This is a genomic window from Nocardiopsis gilva YIM 90087 (assembly GCF_002263495.1).
In the GTDB taxonomy this organism is placed as follows: Bacteria; Actinomycetota; Actinomycetes; order Streptosporangiales; family Streptosporangiaceae; genus Nocardiopsis_C; species Nocardiopsis_C gilva.
This window is the reverse complement of the sequence record NZ_CP022753.1, coordinates 140,370-156,777: the sequence shown is the minus strand read 5'-3', so window position 1 is coordinate 156,777 and position 16,408 is coordinate 140,370. Positions and strand designations below refer to the sequence as shown.

The following is a 16,408-nucleotide window of genomic DNA, read 5'->3' as shown; positions in this document are numbered from 1 at the left end:
GTCGGCGATGGCCGACAGGGGCGCGGCCCTACGAGTTAGGAGTCCAGGGCCATGGCGATAGTAACCCCCTCCAGCGCGAGCACCGGGCTCGGCGAACGGGACGGAGAGCGTCGAGCACAAGTGATCCACGGAATCAGCGACACCACGCTCGAATTGCTCGCCGATGAAGCAGAGCATTTGGAGAGCCGCAGGTACCGGGCGCAGTGCCGTGCTCACGGCCTCCAAGACGAGGCCGACGCCGCCTACGCCGACGCCGACCGAATCGAGATCAACGCGCGCGAGATCCGGATACTTCTCGCCCACGCGCGCGGCGAAACGCCGCCCCAGGCGGTTCCGCCGCCCGCCGACCAGCAGGCCCGCCTCCTGCGCGTCGCCCTCCGCCTGGCCGGTGAGCACCACGATCTGCCGGCACCGGAATGGCTGGTCGACGCCGACGGAAACCTCCTCCGTGCCCGCTTCTGGGGCGGAGGCAGGGGCGTCGACGCCCTGCGGGCATGGGCCGATGCCCTGGGCGTCGACGTCGACGCCAACCCGCTGCTCACCACCGACGACCGCGCCTACTACCAGGCCACAGCCACCGTCCACGGCGCCGAACTCCGCCTGGAGGCCGACGGGCCCCGCGAGGCCGACGAACAGCCGGTCGCCGAGGACCCTGCGGTAGGCGAGGAGGTGGCGTGATGGCTGAGCGCGTCGCGACCATTCGCCCCATCCCCAGTACGCGCGGCGACACGTTGTACGCGGTCGCCTACACCGTCGACGGCCGCGTGGCCATGGGCAGCGTCGCTCGCCCGACCGACCTCGATGAATTGAGGCGCGATCTGGCCGAGGCCGGATGGCGCCTCGTGGAGGCCGACGGCTCCGGGGAGGCGCCATGCGACTGATCCGCACACGGCGTGCCCCGCGCCGAACACAGGAGCCCGAGCCCGAGGTCGTCGTGCCGACCGAGGTCAACGAGCACGCCCGGGAAGCGACGGCCAGCGCCGTGACGGTGCTGCAGCACATCGACGAGGTGACGTCATGATCCGCCACACGCACGCCCCCGACGCCGCCGTCGGTGACCGTGTCGACGTCGCCCTCCATGGGATTGTCGACGAGGTGCTGGCGGACGGCCGCCTGCTGGTCCGCTACGAGACCACTGGCGGCAGCCACGCGTGGGACACCATCGATCCCGCCGCCGTCGGGATTGGGGTCACCGTCGCTCTCCACGACGGGAGAGACCGATGAGGGCCAAAACTCCCGACCCGGCGCCGCTTGCCGTCCGCCGGTCCGTCACCCGCCTCGCCGAGGTCTGGCCGCTGGGTACCGAGGTCACGCACATCGAGACCGGCTGCCGCGGCGTCGTCGCCTTCGACGACGCCGCCGGGGTGCCGTGCCTGTCCACCGGAGGGGACACCGCGTGGTGCCTCGTCCCGTCCCAGATCGCTGGCACATGGCGGCCGGGCGAAGGCAACTCGCGGAAGCCCGGCCACGGGTCGGCCGTGTTCGTCGAGTTCACCCATCCCGAGTACGGGACGTGGCGCGCGTGGGTACGCACTGACTTCCTGCTTAGGCGGGTCTCGCCCGGCCCTGACCCGCGTCCCGGGACCGAGCGCACTCGCCGCCAGGCGCGTGCGAGGAGGCGGTGAGGATGCGCTACACCGTCATCGCCACAGACGGCACCCTGGCCACCCGCGACTGCGACCTCGACCTGACCTCAGAGATCGGCCCTGAGGGACCCAACCGGGTCCGGCTCGATCCCCACTACGCCGCTGCGGGTTGGGTCAACGACATGGGGTTGCGCCGCCCGGAGACCTACCCGCGCAACGTGACCGGCTCATGCGTGCTGACCGTGCTCGGCGCCGCCGTCCAGCCCTACGCCGGGCCGGTCGTCATCACCGGGTGGCAATGGGGCGCAACACCGACCGAGATCTGCGACCTACCCACCCCCGGCCTCATCGCCGACGTCCACCAGGCGGTAAGCAAAGCGCTCGGCGAGGAGCCGGACCCCGACGGCGCGATCAACGCGACCAAGTGGGCCGAGCGCATCCGCGAGCTGGCCGACCACGTGAAGGCCTGCGAATCACCGACTCTGCGATTCGTCCCTGGGGGCGACCTGCTGTGACCACGAAGAGGACGTCAAAGCTGCCCGCCGCCGGCTGGTCCATGGCCGCTGCGGGAGCCAAGGCAGAACAGGAGATCCTGGGGGATGCTCCGGTGACGCTGCCTGCGTCCGTCCCTGCGGCCGGGCCGGAGACACCGCCCCCCTCTCCGGGCTCCGGTCCGGCCGCCCTCCGTCGCATCGGTGCCGCCGTCGAGCTGCTCCCGCCGGACGCCCCGCGTGAGGACTGGCTCGCCGCGCGCCGTAGCGGCGTCACCGCCTCCGAAATCGCCGTCGTTCTGGGGATCTCACCGTTCGACTCCCCCTTCAATTTGTTCTGGCAGAAGCTCGGCCTGCTCGACGGTGGTCCCGATGACGACCGCCTGTCTCTCGGCCGCCATATGGAGCCGTGGATCGCCGACCGGTGGGAGATCGACCATCCCGAGTACGAGCTGACCCGGCTGGGCCTGCTCGCATCGGCCGATCGGCCGTGGCAGATGGCAACCCCGGATCGCGGCCTGGTTCCGTCATGCCGGTGCGGGCTGCACAGGGCCGGGGAAGCCGCCCTCGCTGGCAAGGCGCCGTGCTGCGACCCCTACGACTGCGGACCGTGCTGCGACGTCTGCCCGACATGTCCGAGCATCGCGACGCCGCCGACTTCTCTGCTGGAGCTAAAAACCTCCGGCGCCTACGACGGGTGGGGTCCGGATGGAACGGACGAAGTCCCTGCCTACTACCGCGCACAGCTCCTGTGGCAGCTCGACGTCCTCGGCCTCGATGAGGGGGTCATCGTCTGCTTCTTCCTGCACACCCAGCAGACCCGGAGCTACACCATCGCCTACGACGCCGACGACGTCATGTTCATGCGCACGCGCGCCGAGGAGTTCCTGGCGCGCGTGGAGCAGGAGGATCCGCCCCCGGTCGACGGTCACCACGCCACCACCGCCGCCCTCCGCGCACTTCACCCCGACGTCGACGACGACGCCGAGACCGAGGTGCCCGCCGACGTCGCCGAGCAGTACCGACAGGCGTGCGACGCCTACCGCGAAGCCGACGCCGCCAAGCGGCTCACGGAGAACACCTTGCGAGCCCACCTCGGAGACGCCCGTACCGCACTCGACCAGGCTGGCCGCAAGCTCTGCTCCCGCTCGGTCTACGACCGCAAGGGCTACTGGGTCGGCCCCGCCACCATCGACCGCCTCACCCCCGCGAAGAGGAAGTGAACCATGTCCCAGACCGTCCGAGGCGAGGTCGCCCGGCAAGAGTCCGGGCCCGCCGCCGTCATCACCCAGTACGCGAACTGGTTCGCCAGCATCCTGCCCAGCCACGTCGACAAGCGGGGGTTCATCGCGCTCGCGAAGGCCCACCTGCGCAAGAACAGCAAGCTCGCCGCCGCCGCCGAACGCAACCCGTCCGGGTACATGATGTGCCTGTCCGAGTGCGCCCGGCTGGGCTTGGTCCCCGGCGACACGTTCCACATCCTGCACTTCGAGAACCGCCGGGCAGAGACCGTCGATCTGGTCGGCGTCGTCGACTACACGGGCGAGATCGAACTCATCTACCGGGCCGGAGCGGTCAGCGCCGTCAAGGCCGAGATCGTCTACGAGCGCGACTTCTTCCGGTTCACCCCCGACATGGACCGCCCCGACCACCAGCCCGACTGGTGGGGTGAGCGCGGCGAGATGGCCGGTGTCTACGCCTACGCCGTGATGAAGGACGGCGCCACCTCCCGCGTGGTGGTCATGTCCCGCGACGAGGTCATGAAGGTCAAGGCCGTCTCGAAGCGGTCCAGCGCCCCCGACTCCCCGTGGCAGCAGTGGGAGGACCGGATGTGGCTGAAGACAGCGGTCCACCAGCTCAAGAAGTGGGTGCCCACCAGCGCCGAGTACGTGCGCGAGACGCTGCGCGCCGCCGCCGAAGCAGACGCCACCCGGAACCGTCACCGCACCCCGCCGTCCCAGCAGGAGCCGCAGCCTGAAGACCCGGTCGACGCCGAGATCGTCGAGGAGCCCGCCGACGCTGGGGCCCCTCAGGGAGCGGACGACTGGCCCGAGGCCGTCCCGCCCGGCAGCGGGGGTGCGGCGTGATCCCCATTCTGAGTGCCTTCGCCGTCGGAGCCACCGTGAGCGCCGTCGCCACCTGGTACCTGGCCGCATCGCGGGACGATCGCGACCGCGTCGAGAACATCGGTCTCCGTCGCCAGCTCCGCGACCTGCGCGCCGTCAACGAAAAGCTGTCCCACCGCTGCGGGCACTGCGGGACCAGGCGCGCCCTACCCACCCCGCCCTCACCGACCGGAGGCGACGCAGCATGACCAGCGACGACCACATCCGCCGGGCCGCGGCAGACGGAGTACGCATGGTCCCCCCGGAGGCCTGGACCCCGCAGCTCGCGCTTGATGTCATCCGGGAGAACCGGCGGCGCCACGCCGCCACGGGCCGCCCCCAGGAACCGCTCCTGGACCACTACGCCTCCGTGATGGCGCGTGAGCTGCCGCGCACCGTGGACGTCGATGAGGACGACATGGTCAAGGTGCTGCCGGCGGTGAGTTCGATGCTCGGCTCGGTGGTCTACGGCGTCCGTGCCTCGGGCGCGGCGGTGTCGGTCATCGCCGGATACGCCGCTGACGACATCGACCAGCGGAAGAGGGCGTCATGAGCTTCATCTACTGCTCCCGCTATACCTGCTCAGAGCGCGCCGAAGTCCGCGTCACCTGCCCGGCCACCGACCAGGAATACGTGCTGTGCTCCGGCCACCGCGCCGAGGTGCGCGCCCAGCTGAGAGAGCGTCTCGGCGAATCCGTACAGGTGCACGAATCGCCGCTGATCGAGGACCTTCAGGAGGGGGTGGTGTGAGATGCGCAGCCTCCACCGCCTCATCACGGACGCCGAGGTCGCGGGCCGCCAGCGTCTCGCCCAGGCGCGCCGCGCATGGCTCGGCACCCACCTGATCGAGGAGATGACCGGCCACCCGGAACGAGTCCGCGACCCCGACCCCGAATCGCAGGACGAGTTCGACGGGATCGTTCTGGGGCTCATGACCGGTGACACACACCGCGGCCCGATCCACCGCGTCATCTGGCTCTCAGTAAGAGCGGGGTGGGCGCGATGACCGACGAGCTAGAAGAGCGGGTCCGCGCCCTGGAGGCCGAACGCCTCCGCCCGGTCCCACCACCTCCGCCGTCGCCGAATGCCGACGAGCTTGCCCGCGTCGCCTACATCGCTGACCACACCACCGAGGGGGAGGAATGGCCTTCGAGTCCCAGATCCGACACGCAGCCGCAGCAGGCCGACGGCGGCGCGAGCCGCGAGAAACCGACCACACCCGCGCGCACCACCTCCTCCACATCTACGAGGACGGCCAGTCCCAGCAGGCCGACGCGCAAGACCGCGCCGACGCGGCGGTGATGGTCCGCCGCATCGCCAACCGACACAACTGCGCGGGGGAGTGTGAGTCACCGGAGCACGCCGCCGACGTCGCTTGGGCACTGGAGATCATGAACGCCCTCGGCCTCACCGAACCGGCTCCGCCTACCACGCCGAAACCAGAGCGGCCACGCCCCGCGCCCACACCACCGCCCATCCGGCGGACGAAGAAGCCGAGCACCATCCCGGAGTCGCTGAAGCGCGCACCGGCACCTCCGCCGCCGGAGCCCCGCGCCTACGACGTCGCCGAGCTGGCGGCGATGCCTGAGGCTCGCCTGGACGGGGTCTTGAGCGCTGCAAAGGCGAAGAAGACCGGTGGTAAACAGCGGCCTGGCCGTAGGAAGCCCATCGCTCACGGCACCCCGCGCGGCTACAAGCAGCACTACTACCGGGGCGAGAAGCCCTGCGATCCCTGCCGGGCGGCGGAGCTCGCCTACCAGCGTGACCGGCGGATGAAGAAGCACAAGAACACTGCGGAGGTGGGCCGCGGTGAATGACGCCTACACCGCCTGGCAGTGGTTCGGCATCGCCCTTCTCGACGCGCTGATCCTGGCCGCCTTCGCCTATGCGCTGTATGAGCGCAAGGTCCGGCGGGGCCTCCACCATGAGGACGCGCCGCCGCGCCCCGACGAGCCGCGGCCTGTGCGTACCGCTGAGCTGGAGACCACCCAGCCCATGCCCATGGTCGATCCCGAACGCCAGGCCGTCAGAGGTGTCCACCGCCCGGCCACGGCCCGCGTGTGCGCGCAGCTTGAGCGGCTGTATCCGGGATGGCGGGTCGAGTACGACCTGCTCGCCGACGAATACCGCGCACAGGCCGACACCGGCGAACGCTCTCCGGCGACCGCGCGAGCCCACGACCCATGGGACCTCGACCGCGAGATCGCCTCCTACATCCGACTCAAGGACCGCCTCCGTGCCCTTGCCGCCTGCCGTACTCGAACGGAGGTGCCGTTCTGATGACACTCGGCGAGCTGCAACGCCTGATCGATGCCTACATCGAGTCGCACCCCGGGGCCGAACACCAGCCGGTAGTAACCGGACCGCCCGACCGCGACGACCGCCATCGCGTCCTGTCCCAACCGATCGGCACGGTCCGTGGTGTTGGCGTGCCGGTCGCCTACATCTACACCTTGGAGGTCTGAATGGCTCCGCGCGTGGTCGGCCTCGACTTGTCCGTCTCGGCCACCGGAGTCGCATGGGACTCCGGCCAGCCCGACTTCATCGGCTCCGACAGGGAGGGCGACGCCCGGCTCATCGACATCCGCGAGGCCGTACGGATCGTCGTCGGCGGCTGCCCTCCGGGAACGCGAGGTACGAACCGGTGGGTGGACCTGGTCGTGATCGAGGACGTGCCGCCGGTCCGGGCCAATGCCATCGCCAAGCTCGGCATGGTGCACGGCGTTGTCCGGAGCATGCTCATCGAGGTCGGAGTTCCCTACGCCTTGGTGCCCCCAGCCAGCCTGAAGAAGTTTGCCACCGGCAAGGGGGCAGCCACAAAACCGGACATGCGCATGGCGCTTTACCAGCGCACCGGCGACGACCTACGCGACGACAACGAGGTGGACGCCGCATGGCTCCGCCTCATGGGCCTGGACGCGCTCGGACACCCCGAGATCACGCTTCCCAAAGGCCATCGCGCCGCCCTGGACAAGATCACGTGGCCGGAGGAGGTCGCATGAGCACGGCTGCCTACTCCAAGCACCGGCGCCGCCAGATCGCCTACGGGCGTTGGAACCCGCGGGGCAACCTCGGCGCGGTGCGCACCCACATTCGAAAGCTGGAGGATGCCGGACACACCCGCCGCGCTATTTCGCTGGCGGCCGGACTGAACGAGCACACGGCAGCCTACATAATGCGCCCCGAGACGACCTGCGTTTCCTCCTACACCGCGAACGCGATCCTCTCTGTTGATCCGTGGGCGACGCCCGTCGGCTTTGTGCCGGCCATCGGGACGATGCGACGCCTTCAGGCGCTCGCCGCTCTGGGCTGGTCGGCGCGCTCCGTCATGGAACGGTCCGGGATATCCGAGGGATCGCTCCACACCATCCGCCGCGGCGAGCGTCGGTATGTGGAAATCGCTACGCATCGCAAAGTCACGGCTGTCTACGACGCGCTGTCCATGGCCCTGCCACCGGAGACGCGCGCCAGTCGGGCCACCCGCGCCAAGGCCGCGAAGAAGGAATGGCCGCCGCCGATGGCGTGGGACGACCTCGGCATCGACGACCCGGCCGCCGAGCCCGACACCGGGGACCGCGTCCCCCGGCGGGTGGCGATCGCCGAGGACGCCGCCGAGTTGCTCGCCGAGGGATACCCGATCGGCGTCGTCGCCGATCGTCTCGGCGTCGCCCGCTCCTACGTCAACCAGGCGCTGAGGGAGGTCTCCCGATGAACGATGGGGACACACTGCAGCTCTTCGACGCCCTGCCTCCTCACATCGAGGACGCTCTGCGTGCGAGCATCCGACGATTCGGAGTGCTTTCACCGATCACCCGCGACCAGCATGGCCGGATCCTCGATGGGCATCACCGCGTCCACATCGCCGAGGAAGAAGGCATCGGCATCGCCGACGACGTGGTCATCCACGTCAAGGACGACGACGAGGCGCGCGAGATCGCCCGCACCCTCAACTCCGACCGCCGACACCTCACCGAAGAACAGCGTCGCGCCGTTGTCGCTGACCTCCGACGCGAAGGCCATTCCGTGCGTGCGATCGCTGGAGCGCTCGGCGTCGGCAAGAGCACGGTCGCAGATGACATGGCTCAACTGTCCGGCGCCGGACAGTTGGAGCAGCCCAATCGCGTGAAGTCGCTCGACGGCAAGTCGCGTCCGGCATCCCGGCCAGCTCCGTCACCCGAACCGGGACCCGCGCCGCAGGACGACGTGATCGACGGCCGCGACGATGCCCCTTCACGTCCGCACCCGGACCTCGGTGTCGGTGAGTTCTGGGAGCCGTCGGCCGACGATCCCACGCCCCTGCCGGAGGGGCAGGATCGCGCCGACGCTGCCGCATCCCATGCTGATCAGCGCGCCACCGCTGACGCCTTGGGCCGCTGGGTGGACGACGACCCCGAGATCAAAGACGCGCAGTTCCGCGCGGCGCTGTGGCGGGCGATCAAGGCGACCAACGAGGGCCTGCCACTGCTCGATGTCGAGCGCACGGCTCAGGCCGCCGACGCCGACATCTGGGACGCCCTCCCGCGGTTGCGCGAGCGACTGACCACCTGGCTGGACGTCGTCGAGGCGAAACGGCCCCGCGGGCTGCGGGCCGTCAGGAAAGAGGAGTGATGGATCGCAGACACCTGTCGGCCGAAGAGCGCGAGGAGTACGACGCGCTGCTGCATGACGCCGGATACGACGAACACGGCCAGCGGCGGCCGTCTGCGGAGATCGGCGAGCGCATGCACGAGCTGCTCACCGACGCGATCCGCGCGGGACGCAATTGGGCTCGCTACGTCGTCGTCGACGACGCGCGCTCCGGGCACCTGAAGCGCTTCAAACGCTGGGATAAGTCCAGACATGTCGTCGAGATCAACCACGAGCAGGTCCTTGTTCCGCGCGCGGCCGTCATGGGAGTCAAGCGCAAGAACGCCGAGACAGGCGCCGTCTACCACCAGCAGGCCCTGTTCGCCGAAATGGCTTGGGACGAGCTGGTCGACGTCATGGAGGCGGCGCAATCCCGCATCGCCGCGGCTCAGATCACCGTCGGCACGTGCGCCAAGCTGCTCGCCCTCAAGGTCCGCTGCCCGGATTCCACAGGTCCGGCCGATGCCTGCACCCGCCTCCGCCTCGACATGGACGCCTACCTGCGTGCCGACGAGACGGCTGCCTAAGCGCCCCGCACCGAGCCCGGCGACGGATTCCGCGTCTCATGATCCCGATCGAGAAGGAAACACCATGACTGGCCTGCTGCTCGCGCTTACCGCGACGCTTCTGCTCACCACCGCCGCCGTATGGTTCGGCTCCCACGCAGAACCGGAGGGCTGCTCATTCCCCCTGGTGGTGGGGGGCGTCACCTTCCTGTTCGCCGGGATTCTCTCGGGCATGGTGGGCCTCTCCTACGACCGCGCCCACTACAACGAGCGGCACGTCGAGTGCACCGTCACCAACAAGGACCGCGGCGGTGACGACGGCTCCTACCGGATCTACACCGAGCAATGCGGTGTGCTCGCCAACACCGACAGCCTGTGGCACGCCAAGTGGGACTCAGCGGACGTGTGGCAGGGGATCGAGCCCGGCCAGACCTACCGCTTCCACGTCGTGGGGTGGCGGTTCGGGTTCTTCTCCCACTTCCCAAACGTCCTCGACGTCGAGGACGCCGCCCCCGCGCCCGCCGCGTGACATGCGACTTCGCGCTAGGCGCTGACCATCACCAGAAAGGAGAGCCATGGGCTACGACATGACCTGGGAAAACGACTCCGACCAGGACGGTTCCTACTTCCGCCTGAACATCTTCGGCATGGCCCGCTACGCCGAGGCGATGTACCGGCTCGGCATGCTCTACCCCGCTGACCCCGGCGCCTTCCCAGAGGCGCACGACCACGGGACCACGTGGGAGCACGTGGACGCTGTCCAAGATCTCGAAGGCGGGGATGGCGGGAGGGTGGTTTCCGGCCCCGCAGCGGCAGCAGCGCGCGCCTACCTCGACCAGGTGAACGCGCACCTGGCCCAACACCCCGGCGAGGCTGCCGGGATCCCGTCGTTCAAGTTCTCCACCAACGACGGCTGGCACGTCACCCCGGAGGAGTGCAGGGCAGCAGTCAAGGCCGCCCGAGACGCCACGCCGAACCAGCTCGACGCGAACTTCGCCGACGGCGACCGCCAGTACTGGGATGAGTGGATCGCCTACCTGGAGAGGGCCGCCGACCACGGCGGGTTCCGCGTCTTCTGACCCGCCACAGACCTCGCGCCTGCCGCGGCGAGCCGCCGAGCCCGCGGCAGGCGCGATCCCAACCACGAGAGGAGGCACTGATGGCCCGCATCCGCTCGATCAAGCCGGAGTACTGGGAGGACGAGGAACTCGCCACTCAGCTCTCCCGCGACGTGCGTCTGTTCTATATCGCGCTGTGGAATCAATGCGACGAGCAGGGCCGGATGCGCGGCAACCCTGGATTCATCAAGGGACGCACTTTCCCCTACGACGACGATGTCACACCGACGGTCATCGACACCTGGCTGGCCGAACTGGAGCGCGTCGGCAACGTCGTCCGCTACCAAGTCGACGGCTCCTCCTATCTGCACCTGCCCAAGCTGGCCAAGCACCAGAAGCTCGACTCGCGCTTGGCGTCACGCCACCCCGAGCCGCCCGCTCGCACGCCTCAAGCGCCAATCGACGCCACCCGGCCGGAATCGCACACCGACTCGTCGGGGCGAACAGGTGTTGCGAACACCGACGGCACACCGACGGAGCAGGTGGCAGGTAGCAGGGGACAGGTAGCAGGAGACAGGAGGCAGGGGGGTGCGGGGGGAACCGCGCCCGCCGACACCGAACCGTCGCCGGAGTACTCCGCTGTCGCTCGCACAGCTCGCGACGACCACCCCGAACCCCGGCCCGAATCGAGCAGCTCTCGGTCCAGCCGTGGCACGCCGATCCCCGACGACTTCGCGCTCACCGACGGCATGCGCCGGTGGGCCACCGGCTGCGGATTCGCCTACCTGCTCGACCTCGACCACTGCACTACCCAGTTCGTCAGTCACTACCGGTCCACCGGCGCCCGCCGCGTCAACTGGTTCGAGGCCTGGCAGAAGTGGATCCGCGACGACGCCAAGAAGGCCAATGAACGCGGCGTACAGGCGCGCGCCTCCCCCGCCGACCGCGAACAGCAAGCCATAGACGCCAAGTTCGATCGCGCTTTCGCCCGCGCCCGAGCCCAAGACGCTCTGGAGGCATCCGATGACCCGTGAACAGGCAGTCGTGCTGTGCCGGTACGTACGCGCTTGCTGCCCGCAGCAGAAGATCGACGACTACACACCGAACGCCTGGCACGACCTGATCGGAGACCTGGACTTCGACGACTGCCACGAGGCAGTCAAGACGATCGCCAGACGCCAGCCGTTCATCGCTCCCGCTGAGATCCGTGCCGAAGTCCGCCGGATCCGCGACGATCGCCTGCGCGATGCCGACCGGGTGTTGCCCGCCGCCGACCCTGACGCCCGCGACTACAGCCGCCGGTTCCAGGAGCACCTGAAGGCCTTGGCCGACGGCAAACGGGTGGGCCTGGCGCTCATGCCCGGCGCGCATCCGGTCGCTTCACCGACCGCCGACTACGTGGCCGCCCGCGCCGAGCACGCCCCCGCCGACTCAACCGCACAGCCCGAAGCACCGCCATCGGTCTCGACGACGCCATGGTGCGGACAGTGCCACGACGAGACACGCACCCGCACACAGGTGACGGCCGACGGCGCCGGACTGCAACGGGTGGCCTGCCCCGTGTGCGGCCCGCAGACGTCGAGGAGCGCGTCATGAGTGCCCGCATGGAGGCCCGCGACGAGGCGGTCGCGCTCATCGCGCGACGCATCAGCGAACGTGACGGCCTACTGGGGGCCGACCGCCCCGACGCCGAGCCGTTCGCCGCCTCGCTGCTCGCCGAACTGAGCGGACTCGGATGGCGTCCGACTGCGGCCCGCGCGACCGGCGACGTGTGGCGCCCCACCGCCGGGCACGACCGGGCCACCCCTGCTCAGGTGCACGCCTACGCCGACCGCATCCGCGGTCTCATCACCCCGTCGGCCGACCAGGAGAACGGAGACGCGGATGGCTGAACATCGCCGGGCCGCCGAGCGCGAGCTCACGCAGGCCTCAGAGGAGCCGCACGCGACGCTGGCGCTGGTCCGCGCGCAGATTGCCACCGCCCACGCCCTGCTCGCCCTGCTCGACGCCGCCGAATCGCGATCGCGGGGCTGCGACTGCGAGGCCTGCGACGACTGGCCGATGGCCCCGCAGCGCCCCATCAACGACATCGTCCGCCCCGACCTGTTCGGAGACGCGCTATGAGCCGAATCGACCACCACGCCGTCATCCGTGTGCTCCACGCGATCGCCGCTGATGACCCCGACCGCGTCGACCCGCGTGCCGCGACCCGCGGATGCCGCTATGTCAGTCATGGCCACCCGCAGTGCCTGGCCGCCGAGGTGCTCGTCCGCTTGGGCGTGCCGGTGCGGTCGGTCGCTCAGCTCGACCGCGAACAGCGGGGGCGCCCGATCGAGCTGGCCGCGTCCAAGCACCCGGCGGTGCGCTCCCTCACCGGCCCGGCCCGCGAGCTGCTCGACTTCGTCCAGAGCATCCAGGACGGCGGCCGGACGTGGGGAGACGCCGTCGCATGGGCCACTGACCCTCGCAGCCTGCGCACCCTCCGTTGGACGGAGGCCGGCCGATGAGCGACAACACCGACCCGCTCGGCCTCGACCACGGAGAGCTGCGTACATACGAGGTCGTGTGGCGCACCGGCCACGTGGAACGCGTCCAGGGCCACCAGGTCGTGTTCAAGGACGACGCCGCTGCAGCGCTGCTCGGCCGGGCGACGGCCAGGGAGCCGCGGATCGTGATCCACGGCCAGTTCGGTCCCCACTGGCGGCTCGTCCTGACCGCCCTGGAGGCCGACATCGCCACGATCCGCGACGTCACCGACGGCGAGCGGATCCCGGCCACCGGGGAGGATGCGCCATGAGCCTCCCGGATTACGACGACGCCTACGCCCGCGCCCGCGAGCGCGCGCCCTTCGCCAACGGCACCGAGGGGTACGCGTGGATCGGCCAATGGTGCGGTAGCTGCGTCCACGACCGCGAGGGGCGGGCGATGACCGGCCCCGGATGTCCGCTGATCCTGGTGTCCCTAATGGGCCGGACTCCCGCTGAGTGGCTCGACGGACCGCGCGACGAACAGGGCCTGTGCAGCCTCCACGACCAGTACCACTGCATGTACTTCCGCGACGAGGACGACGGCGGCGATCCCGAGCCACGACCCATCCCCGACCCGCCCGGCCAGGAGGCGCTGCTCACGCGCGAAGGCCTGGAAGGCGCGCGGATGCTCACCGGCTGCCCCCAACCCGCCAAGGAGCCCCAATGAGCGGTGGATCGTACAACTACCTTTGCTACGCCGATGACCTCGCCGAACTGTTCGAAAGGCGTGACGATCTAGCGGGGATGGCCGATGTGCTCGCCCGACTTGGTTACGCCCCCGACGCGGCCAGTGAGACCCAGCAGCTCCTGCTCGACCTGCGTGCTACGGACATCCGCGTCCAAGCCTCCATCCGGCGCTTGTCGGGCGTATGGAAGGCCGTCGAATGGTGGCACTCCTCCGACAGCAGTGAAGAGGCCGTATACGACGCCTTGGCCGCCTACCGCGGCGGTGGTCCGGTCAAACGCATGCCCTACCAACTGACACCAGACGAGCAGGCGGCTGTGGAGGAGCTGCGGCGGACGAGAGAGGAGGGAATTCGATGAGCACCTTCTCCTTCGAGAAACCACCCGACCGGCTCACCTGGTACTACCGGGACTTCCTGCTGGACGCCGAGGCGGGCCGCCTCACCTACAACCCCAAGCGGTACCCCATCCACGGGGTCGCCAACAACGCCTTCGGCGCCTACCTGTGCGGGCTCTTGGTCTACGGCGAGCAGGGGATGGAGCTCACCGACCGCGGCCAGCGGCTCCTCGACGACTGGAAGGCCACCCCGGAGGGCCAACAGTTCCTGGCCAAACTGGCCGCCGCCTTCGAGGAGGACGACGAAGACGAGCTGGACGGTGCCGGTGCCGCTTCAGCGTCTCCGGCCGACCGCGCGAATCCACGCGCGGTCACACCCATACCCCTGTTCGAACTGAGCGAGGAGGAGACGTGAACGCGATCGAACTCCGCGACCACCTCAACCAGATCATCTCTGACGGCTACGGCCAGTGGCCCGTCCTGCTCACCGACATCGACGAGAACGGCACCGGGCTGGTCTACGAACCCGTCGATGTCGACGCGCTCGTAGGCGATGACGATGAGTGGATCTCTATCGACATCAGGAGAGGAACAGCATGACCATCGACTACCGCGAGTGCGTCGCCGAGTTCATCGACGGTTCCTACGCCTACGAGATGTGCGGGTGCGAGGACTGCGCTGACGCCGAGTACCACGCCATCGAGGAACAGCACGAGGCGGGCTACATCAGCCGCGACGAGGCCTTGGACGCCCACGCCGAGGTCGCCCTCATCCGAGGGGAAGAGGACTGGTGAGCCCCTGTCGCATCCAGCGCCGAAGCACACGCGGTTGGCGCATGCCTCCAGGCGCCGTCTACGTCGGTTGGCCGACGAGGTGGGCGAGCCCCTTCACCCTCGACTTCGTACCGAGCGATCACCCGAACCCGCAGCTGTGGTGCCGCGAGCGGTACCGCCTGTGGCTCGCCGGCGCCGGAAGCGGGGGCTACGACGGCTTCCATGACGACATGGACGTGGGGCGTTCCTATGTCGATCGCCGGGATGTTGTCACTCACGTGGATGAGCTTCGCGGCCATGACCTGGCGTGCTGGTGTCCCCTGGACCAACCGTGCCACGCCGACGTGCTCCTGGAACTCGCCAGTGAGGGGAGCAGTCGATGAGCGCCCAAGCCGAGCTGCGCAGAGCCGCTCGCATCCTCCGCGAGGGCCACGAGGTCCGCTACGCCCCAAATGAGCTGGCGCACCTCCTCGCCGCGATCGCGAAGACGTCGTGGGCGTGCCCTCCTCCGGTCGTCGACGCCGCACGCCGTGTAGCGAGCGCGCTGACCACCGTCCCCGACGGCGAGCCGCTCGATCGGCGGCTCACCGAGATCGAACGAGAGGTGACCGAATGACCTCGACCACGTGCCGGATCTGCCTGCTGCCGCAGGATTCCCACGGCAGGGAGGGTCTGGTGTATGCGGACCCCTACGGGTGGCACACGTTCACCGGCAGCGGCGACCGACTGACCGGGGCTCCGCCGCCGCGTCCCGCTGTATTCCCGGCGAAGGCGGCCCCGGCTCCGGTCCCCGAGTCCATCGAGCAGACCGCTGCAGAACCACAGCAGGCGACCGTCCTGCAGCCACGCCCGCGCCCTTGGCCCCGCACCTGGTGGGGCCGGTGGCGCCACGCACTCGGCGGAGGTGGCCGATGAGCGGCACCGGCGCCCACCCCAACGAGTTCGAGCCCGCCGTCGTGCCCACCTATTCGGTGGACATCGAGTTCCGCCAGATCCGCGACGGCCACATCGAGCACAGGACCTACCTGAGCGCAGCCGGCTCCCAGGCGTTCGTCGCGCGCGTCACCGAGGCAGGCGCGTCCGCGTTCGAAGAGGAGGCCACCAGATGAGCACCCCTGAGGAGACCATCGAGCGGATTACCGCCCTGCAGGAGGCATGGGAGAGCCGACCCGATTCGATGCGGTGGCGGCCCGTCGACACCGACCTCGACACCGTCGGCCTGCCGGTGGAACCCGCACCCGAGGAGGAGCCCGTCCAGGCCGACGTTCCCTCGGACTGCTCCCGCTGCGGCCGGGTGTGCTGCGACGGCCGCGAGGACTGCACGGTGCCGACGGCGCTGCTTCTCGGCGACCTCGACCGGCGTGTCCCGGCGGAGCGCCGCGCCCTCGCCTACGCGCATCTTCATATAGCTCCCGACACCGACGCGCGGCTCACGCTCCAGCACGCCCGCGAGTACCTGGCCGAGGCACTGGAGAACCTGGTCGGCACCTCCGGCCTGGAGATCGCCTACCAGGTCGAGCCCGCCGGTCCCCGGACCGCGCGCGGCACGAGTGTGCTCGCCATCGCCCACGAGCCGTTCCACCCCTACCGCCTTCGCCGCACCGGCATCTCCGGCATCTGCGGAGCCCGCCCCGGCCGCGTCGAGATCGACGGGGTCGACCTGACCGACTGCGTCGCTCACGTCGACGTCTGCACCGCCGACCTGGAGCAATGA

At 69.7% G+C, this 16,408-nt stretch carries 37 protein-coding genes; all 37 read left to right on the top strand.

What is annotated here, in order from left to right:
* The first annotated feature begins 51 nt into the window (after positions 1–51).
* The 37 genes from CDO52_RS00990 (at position 52) to CDO52_RS00825 (ending at position 16,408) form a co-directional block, all read left to right on the top strand.
* Positions 52–678: a hypothetical protein gene (locus CDO52_RS00990; RefSeq protein ID WP_152471684.1), complete on the top strand. Its 627-nt coding sequence runs from the start codon at positions 52–54 to the stop codon at positions 676–678.
* Positions 678–881 (top strand): hypothetical protein, encoded by a 204-nt coding sequence (locus CDO52_RS00985; RefSeq protein WP_152471683.1) that lies wholly within the window; start codon positions 678–680, stop codon positions 879–881. Before CDO52_RS00990 ends, CDO52_RS00985 begins: the two co-directional genes overlap by 1 nt.
* A complete protein-coding gene (locus tag CDO52_RS27050; protein WP_017619555.1) occupies positions 872–1,021 on the top strand; it encodes a hypothetical protein in 150 nt (49 codons plus the stop codon). Before CDO52_RS00985 ends, CDO52_RS27050 begins: the two co-directional genes overlap by 10 nt.
* On the top strand, positions 1,018–1,224 hold the full coding sequence (locus tag CDO52_RS00980) for a hypothetical protein (RefSeq protein WP_017619554.1): 207 nt from the start codon (positions 1,018–1,020) through the stop codon (positions 1,222–1,224). Before CDO52_RS27050 ends, CDO52_RS00980 begins: the two co-directional genes overlap by 4 nt.
* Positions 1,221–1,625: a hypothetical protein gene (locus tag CDO52_RS00975; RefSeq protein ID WP_017619553.1), complete on the top strand. Its 405-nt coding sequence runs from the start codon at positions 1,221–1,223 to the stop codon at positions 1,623–1,625. Before CDO52_RS00980 ends, CDO52_RS00975 begins: the two co-directional genes overlap by 4 nt.
* A gap of 2 nt (positions 1,626–1,627) precedes the next feature.
* Positions 1,628–2,101: a hypothetical protein gene (locus tag CDO52_RS27045; protein ID WP_017619552.1), complete on the top strand. Its 474-nt coding sequence runs from the start codon at positions 1,628–1,630 to the stop codon at positions 2,099–2,101.
* Positions 2,098–3,300: a YqaJ viral recombinase family nuclease gene (locus tag CDO52_RS00970; protein WP_157745360.1), complete on the top strand. Its 1,203-nt coding sequence runs from the start codon at positions 2,098–2,100 to the stop codon at positions 3,298–3,300. The genes CDO52_RS27045 and CDO52_RS00970 overlap by 4 nt, the downstream gene beginning before the upstream one ends.
* Positions 3,301–3,303: 3 nt before the next feature.
* Complete coding sequence (locus CDO52_RS00965; protein ID WP_017619550.1) at positions 3,304–4,164, top strand: recombinase RecT; 861 nt, start codon at positions 3,304–3,306, stop codon at positions 4,162–4,164.
* The gene (locus tag CDO52_RS00960) at positions 4,161–4,391 is read left to right on the top strand and encodes a hypothetical protein (RefSeq protein ID WP_017619549.1); all 231 of its coding nucleotides are present in this window, start codon (positions 4,161–4,163) and stop codon (positions 4,389–4,391) included. The genes CDO52_RS00965 and CDO52_RS00960 overlap by 4 nt, the downstream gene beginning before the upstream one ends.
* Positions 4,388–4,735, top strand: coding sequence for a hypothetical protein (locus tag CDO52_RS00955; RefSeq protein WP_017619548.1), 348 nt, complete (start codon positions 4,388–4,390; stop codon positions 4,733–4,735). The genes CDO52_RS00960 and CDO52_RS00955 overlap by 4 nt, the downstream gene beginning before the upstream one ends.
* On the top strand, positions 4,732–4,932 hold the full coding sequence (locus CDO52_RS00950; protein WP_017619547.1) for a hypothetical protein: 201 nt from the start codon (positions 4,732–4,734) through the stop codon (positions 4,930–4,932). Before CDO52_RS00955 ends, CDO52_RS00950 begins: the two co-directional genes overlap by 4 nt.
* 1 nt (position 4,933) lies before the next feature.
* On the top strand, positions 4,934–5,188 hold the full coding sequence (locus CDO52_RS00945; RefSeq protein ID WP_017619546.1) for a hypothetical protein: 255 nt from the start codon (positions 4,934–4,936) through the stop codon (positions 5,186–5,188).
* Between the two features lie 136 nt (positions 5,189–5,324).
* A complete protein-coding gene (locus CDO52_RS00940; protein ID WP_017619544.1) occupies positions 5,325–5,999 on the top strand; it encodes a hypothetical protein in 675 nt (224 codons plus the stop codon).
* Complete coding sequence (locus CDO52_RS00935; RefSeq protein WP_017619543.1) at positions 5,992–6,462, top strand: hypothetical protein; 471 nt, start codon at positions 5,992–5,994, stop codon at positions 6,460–6,462. Before CDO52_RS00940 ends, CDO52_RS00935 begins: the two co-directional genes overlap by 8 nt.
* Complete coding sequence (locus CDO52_RS00930) at positions 6,462–6,647, top strand: hypothetical protein (protein ID WP_017619542.1); 186 nt, start codon at positions 6,462–6,464, stop codon at positions 6,645–6,647. Before CDO52_RS00935 ends, CDO52_RS00930 begins: the two co-directional genes overlap by 1 nt.
* Entirely contained in the window at positions 6,648–7,184 is a 537-nt protein-coding gene (locus CDO52_RS00925) for a RuvC family protein (RefSeq protein WP_017619541.1), read from the top strand.
* Positions 7,181–7,894 (top strand): hypothetical protein, encoded by a 714-nt coding sequence (locus CDO52_RS00920; RefSeq protein WP_017619540.1) that lies wholly within the window; start codon positions 7,181–7,183, stop codon positions 7,892–7,894. The genes CDO52_RS00925 and CDO52_RS00920 overlap by 4 nt, the downstream gene beginning before the upstream one ends.
* Positions 7,891–8,790 carry a helix-turn-helix domain-containing protein gene (locus tag CDO52_RS00915; protein ID WP_017619539.1) on the top strand — a complete coding sequence of 300 codons (900 nt, stop codon included), beginning with the start codon at positions 7,891–7,893 and terminating at the stop codon, positions 8,788–8,790. Before CDO52_RS00920 ends, CDO52_RS00915 begins: the two co-directional genes overlap by 4 nt.
* Positions 8,790–9,335, top strand: a complete 546-nt coding sequence (locus CDO52_RS00910; RefSeq protein ID WP_017619538.1) for a hypothetical protein — start codon at positions 8,790–8,792, stop codon at positions 9,333–9,335. Before CDO52_RS00915 ends, CDO52_RS00910 begins: the two co-directional genes overlap by 1 nt.
* Positions 9,336–9,399: 64 nt before the next feature.
* On the top strand, positions 9,400–9,843 hold the full coding sequence (locus tag CDO52_RS00905) for a hypothetical protein (RefSeq protein ID WP_017619537.1): 444 nt from the start codon (positions 9,400–9,402) through the stop codon (positions 9,841–9,843).
* A 46-nt stretch (positions 9,844–9,889) separates the two neighbouring features.
* A complete protein-coding gene (locus CDO52_RS00900) occupies positions 9,890–10,393 on the top strand; it encodes a hypothetical protein (RefSeq protein ID WP_017619536.1) in 504 nt (167 codons plus the stop codon).
* An 80-nt stretch (positions 10,394–10,473) separates the two neighbouring features.
* Positions 10,474–11,406: a hypothetical protein gene (locus CDO52_RS00895; protein ID WP_017619535.1), complete on the top strand. Its 933-nt coding sequence runs from the start codon at positions 10,474–10,476 to the stop codon at positions 11,404–11,406.
* Complete coding sequence (locus CDO52_RS00890; protein ID WP_017619534.1) at positions 11,396–11,968, top strand: hypothetical protein; 573 nt, start codon at positions 11,396–11,398, stop codon at positions 11,966–11,968. The genes CDO52_RS00895 and CDO52_RS00890 overlap by 11 nt, the downstream gene beginning before the upstream one ends.
* Positions 11,965–12,264: a hypothetical protein gene (locus CDO52_RS00885; RefSeq protein ID WP_017619533.1), complete on the top strand. Its 300-nt coding sequence runs from the start codon at positions 11,965–11,967 to the stop codon at positions 12,262–12,264. Before CDO52_RS00890 ends, CDO52_RS00885 begins: the two co-directional genes overlap by 4 nt.
* Positions 12,257–12,496 (top strand): hypothetical protein, encoded by a 240-nt coding sequence (locus CDO52_RS00880; RefSeq protein WP_017619532.1) that lies wholly within the window; start codon positions 12,257–12,259, stop codon positions 12,494–12,496. The genes CDO52_RS00885 and CDO52_RS00880 overlap by 8 nt, the downstream gene beginning before the upstream one ends.
* The gene (locus CDO52_RS00875) at positions 12,493–12,879 is read left to right on the top strand and encodes a hypothetical protein (RefSeq protein WP_017619531.1); all 387 of its coding nucleotides are present in this window, start codon (positions 12,493–12,495) and stop codon (positions 12,877–12,879) included. Before CDO52_RS00880 ends, CDO52_RS00875 begins: the two co-directional genes overlap by 4 nt.
* Positions 12,876–13,169 (top strand): hypothetical protein, encoded by a 294-nt coding sequence (locus CDO52_RS00870; RefSeq protein WP_017619530.1) that lies wholly within the window; start codon positions 12,876–12,878, stop codon positions 13,167–13,169. Before CDO52_RS00875 ends, CDO52_RS00870 begins: the two co-directional genes overlap by 4 nt.
* Positions 13,166–13,567 (top strand): hypothetical protein, encoded by a 402-nt coding sequence (locus CDO52_RS00865; protein ID WP_017619529.1) that lies wholly within the window; start codon positions 13,166–13,168, stop codon positions 13,565–13,567. The genes CDO52_RS00870 and CDO52_RS00865 overlap by 4 nt, the downstream gene beginning before the upstream one ends.
* A complete protein-coding gene (locus CDO52_RS00860) occupies positions 13,564–13,944 on the top strand; it encodes a hypothetical protein (protein WP_017619528.1) in 381 nt (126 codons plus the stop codon). The genes CDO52_RS00865 and CDO52_RS00860 overlap by 4 nt, the downstream gene beginning before the upstream one ends.
* Positions 13,941–14,336, top strand: coding sequence for a hypothetical protein (locus CDO52_RS00855; RefSeq protein WP_017619527.1), 396 nt, complete (start codon positions 13,941–13,943; stop codon positions 14,334–14,336). Before CDO52_RS00860 ends, CDO52_RS00855 begins: the two co-directional genes overlap by 4 nt.
* Positions 14,333–14,521, top strand: coding sequence for a hypothetical protein (locus CDO52_RS00850; RefSeq protein WP_017619526.1), 189 nt, complete (start codon positions 14,333–14,335; stop codon positions 14,519–14,521). The genes CDO52_RS00855 and CDO52_RS00850 overlap by 4 nt, the downstream gene beginning before the upstream one ends.
* The gene (locus CDO52_RS00845; protein WP_017619525.1) at positions 14,518–14,715 is read left to right on the top strand and encodes a hypothetical protein; all 198 of its coding nucleotides are present in this window, start codon (positions 14,518–14,520) and stop codon (positions 14,713–14,715) included. Before CDO52_RS00850 ends, CDO52_RS00845 begins: the two co-directional genes overlap by 4 nt.
* The gene (locus tag CDO52_RS00840; RefSeq protein ID WP_026125946.1) at positions 14,712–15,077 is read left to right on the top strand and encodes a DUF4326 domain-containing protein; all 366 of its coding nucleotides are present in this window, start codon (positions 14,712–14,714) and stop codon (positions 15,075–15,077) included. Before CDO52_RS00845 ends, CDO52_RS00840 begins: the two co-directional genes overlap by 4 nt.
* A complete protein-coding gene (locus CDO52_RS00835; RefSeq protein ID WP_017619523.1) occupies positions 15,074–15,310 on the top strand; it encodes a hypothetical protein in 237 nt (78 codons plus the stop codon). The genes CDO52_RS00840 and CDO52_RS00835 overlap by 4 nt, the downstream gene beginning before the upstream one ends.
* Complete coding sequence (locus CDO52_RS27040) at positions 15,307–15,609, top strand: hypothetical protein (protein WP_152471682.1); 303 nt, start codon at positions 15,307–15,309, stop codon at positions 15,607–15,609. Before CDO52_RS00835 ends, CDO52_RS27040 begins: the two co-directional genes overlap by 4 nt.
* Entirely contained in the window at positions 15,606–15,803 is a 198-nt protein-coding gene (locus tag CDO52_RS00830) for a hypothetical protein (RefSeq protein WP_017619522.1), read from the top strand. The genes CDO52_RS27040 and CDO52_RS00830 overlap by 4 nt, the downstream gene beginning before the upstream one ends.
* Positions 15,800–16,408, top strand: coding sequence for a hypothetical protein (locus CDO52_RS00825; RefSeq protein WP_017619521.1), 609 nt, complete (start codon positions 15,800–15,802; stop codon positions 16,406–16,408). The genes CDO52_RS00830 and CDO52_RS00825 overlap by 4 nt, the downstream gene beginning before the upstream one ends.

Coding starts and splice junctions, on each gene's coding strand:
- CDO52_RS00990 (WP_152471684.1), top strand. CDS start 52: ATGGCGATAGTAACCCCCTCCAGCGCGAGCACCGGGCTCGGCGAACGG.
- CDO52_RS00985 (WP_152471683.1), top strand. CDS start 678: ATGGCTGAGCGCGTCGCGACCATTCGCCCCATCCCCAGTACGCGCGGC.
- CDO52_RS27050 (WP_017619555.1), top strand. CDS start 872: ATGCGACTGATCCGCACACGGCGTGCCCCGCGCCGAACACAGGAGCCC.
- CDO52_RS00980 (WP_017619554.1), top strand. CDS start 1,018: ATGATCCGCCACACGCACGCCCCCGACGCCGCCGTCGGTGACCGTGTC.
- CDO52_RS00975 (WP_017619553.1), top strand. CDS start 1,221: ATGAGGGCCAAAACTCCCGACCCGGCGCCGCTTGCCGTCCGCCGGTCC.
- CDO52_RS27045 (WP_017619552.1), top strand. CDS start 1,628: ATGCGCTACACCGTCATCGCCACAGACGGCACCCTGGCCACCCGCGAC.
- CDO52_RS00965 (WP_017619550.1), top strand. CDS start 3,304: ATGTCCCAGACCGTCCGAGGCGAGGTCGCCCGGCAAGAGTCCGGGCCC.
- CDO52_RS00955 (WP_017619548.1), top strand. CDS start 4,388: ATGACCAGCGACGACCACATCCGCCGGGCCGCGGCAGACGGAGTACGC.
- CDO52_RS00950 (WP_017619547.1), top strand. CDS start 4,732: ATGAGCTTCATCTACTGCTCCCGCTATACCTGCTCAGAGCGCGCCGAA.
- CDO52_RS00945 (WP_017619546.1), top strand. CDS start 4,934: ATGCGCAGCCTCCACCGCCTCATCACGGACGCCGAGGTCGCGGGCCGC.
- CDO52_RS00940 (WP_017619544.1), top strand. CDS start 5,325: ATGGCCTTCGAGTCCCAGATCCGACACGCAGCCGCAGCAGGCCGACGG.
- CDO52_RS00930 (WP_017619542.1), top strand. CDS start 6,462: ATGACACTCGGCGAGCTGCAACGCCTGATCGATGCCTACATCGAGTCG.
- CDO52_RS00925 (WP_017619541.1), top strand. CDS start 6,648: ATGGCTCCGCGCGTGGTCGGCCTCGACTTGTCCGTCTCGGCCACCGGA.
- CDO52_RS00920 (WP_017619540.1), top strand. CDS start 7,181: ATGAGCACGGCTGCCTACTCCAAGCACCGGCGCCGCCAGATCGCCTAC.
- CDO52_RS00915 (WP_017619539.1), top strand. CDS start 7,891: ATGAACGATGGGGACACACTGCAGCTCTTCGACGCCCTGCCTCCTCAC.
- CDO52_RS00910 (WP_017619538.1), top strand. CDS start 8,790: ATGGATCGCAGACACCTGTCGGCCGAAGAGCGCGAGGAGTACGACGCG.
- CDO52_RS00905 (WP_017619537.1), top strand. CDS start 9,400: ATGACTGGCCTGCTGCTCGCGCTTACCGCGACGCTTCTGCTCACCACC.
- CDO52_RS00900 (WP_017619536.1), top strand. CDS start 9,890: ATGGGCTACGACATGACCTGGGAAAACGACTCCGACCAGGACGGTTCC.
- CDO52_RS00895 (WP_017619535.1), top strand. CDS start 10,474: ATGGCCCGCATCCGCTCGATCAAGCCGGAGTACTGGGAGGACGAGGAA.
- CDO52_RS00890 (WP_017619534.1), top strand. CDS start 11,396: ATGACCCGTGAACAGGCAGTCGTGCTGTGCCGGTACGTACGCGCTTGC.
- CDO52_RS00885 (WP_017619533.1), top strand. CDS start 11,965: ATGAGTGCCCGCATGGAGGCCCGCGACGAGGCGGTCGCGCTCATCGCG.
- CDO52_RS00880 (WP_017619532.1), top strand. CDS start 12,257: ATGGCTGAACATCGCCGGGCCGCCGAGCGCGAGCTCACGCAGGCCTCA.
- CDO52_RS00875 (WP_017619531.1), top strand. CDS start 12,493: ATGAGCCGAATCGACCACCACGCCGTCATCCGTGTGCTCCACGCGATC.
- CDO52_RS00870 (WP_017619530.1), top strand. CDS start 12,876: ATGAGCGACAACACCGACCCGCTCGGCCTCGACCACGGAGAGCTGCGT.
- CDO52_RS00865 (WP_017619529.1), top strand. CDS start 13,166: ATGAGCCTCCCGGATTACGACGACGCCTACGCCCGCGCCCGCGAGCGC.
- CDO52_RS00860 (WP_017619528.1), top strand. CDS start 13,564: ATGAGCGGTGGATCGTACAACTACCTTTGCTACGCCGATGACCTCGCC.
- CDO52_RS00855 (WP_017619527.1), top strand. CDS start 13,941: ATGAGCACCTTCTCCTTCGAGAAACCACCCGACCGGCTCACCTGGTAC.
- CDO52_RS00845 (WP_017619525.1), top strand. CDS start 14,518: ATGACCATCGACTACCGCGAGTGCGTCGCCGAGTTCATCGACGGTTCC.
- CDO52_RS00835 (WP_017619523.1), top strand. CDS start 15,074: ATGAGCGCCCAAGCCGAGCTGCGCAGAGCCGCTCGCATCCTCCGCGAG.
- CDO52_RS27040 (WP_152471682.1), top strand. CDS start 15,307: ATGACCTCGACCACGTGCCGGATCTGCCTGCTGCCGCAGGATTCCCAC.
- CDO52_RS00830 (WP_017619522.1), top strand. CDS start 15,606: ATGAGCGGCACCGGCGCCCACCCCAACGAGTTCGAGCCCGCCGTCGTG.
- CDO52_RS00825 (WP_017619521.1), top strand. CDS start 15,800: ATGAGCACCCCTGAGGAGACCATCGAGCGGATTACCGCCCTGCAGGAG.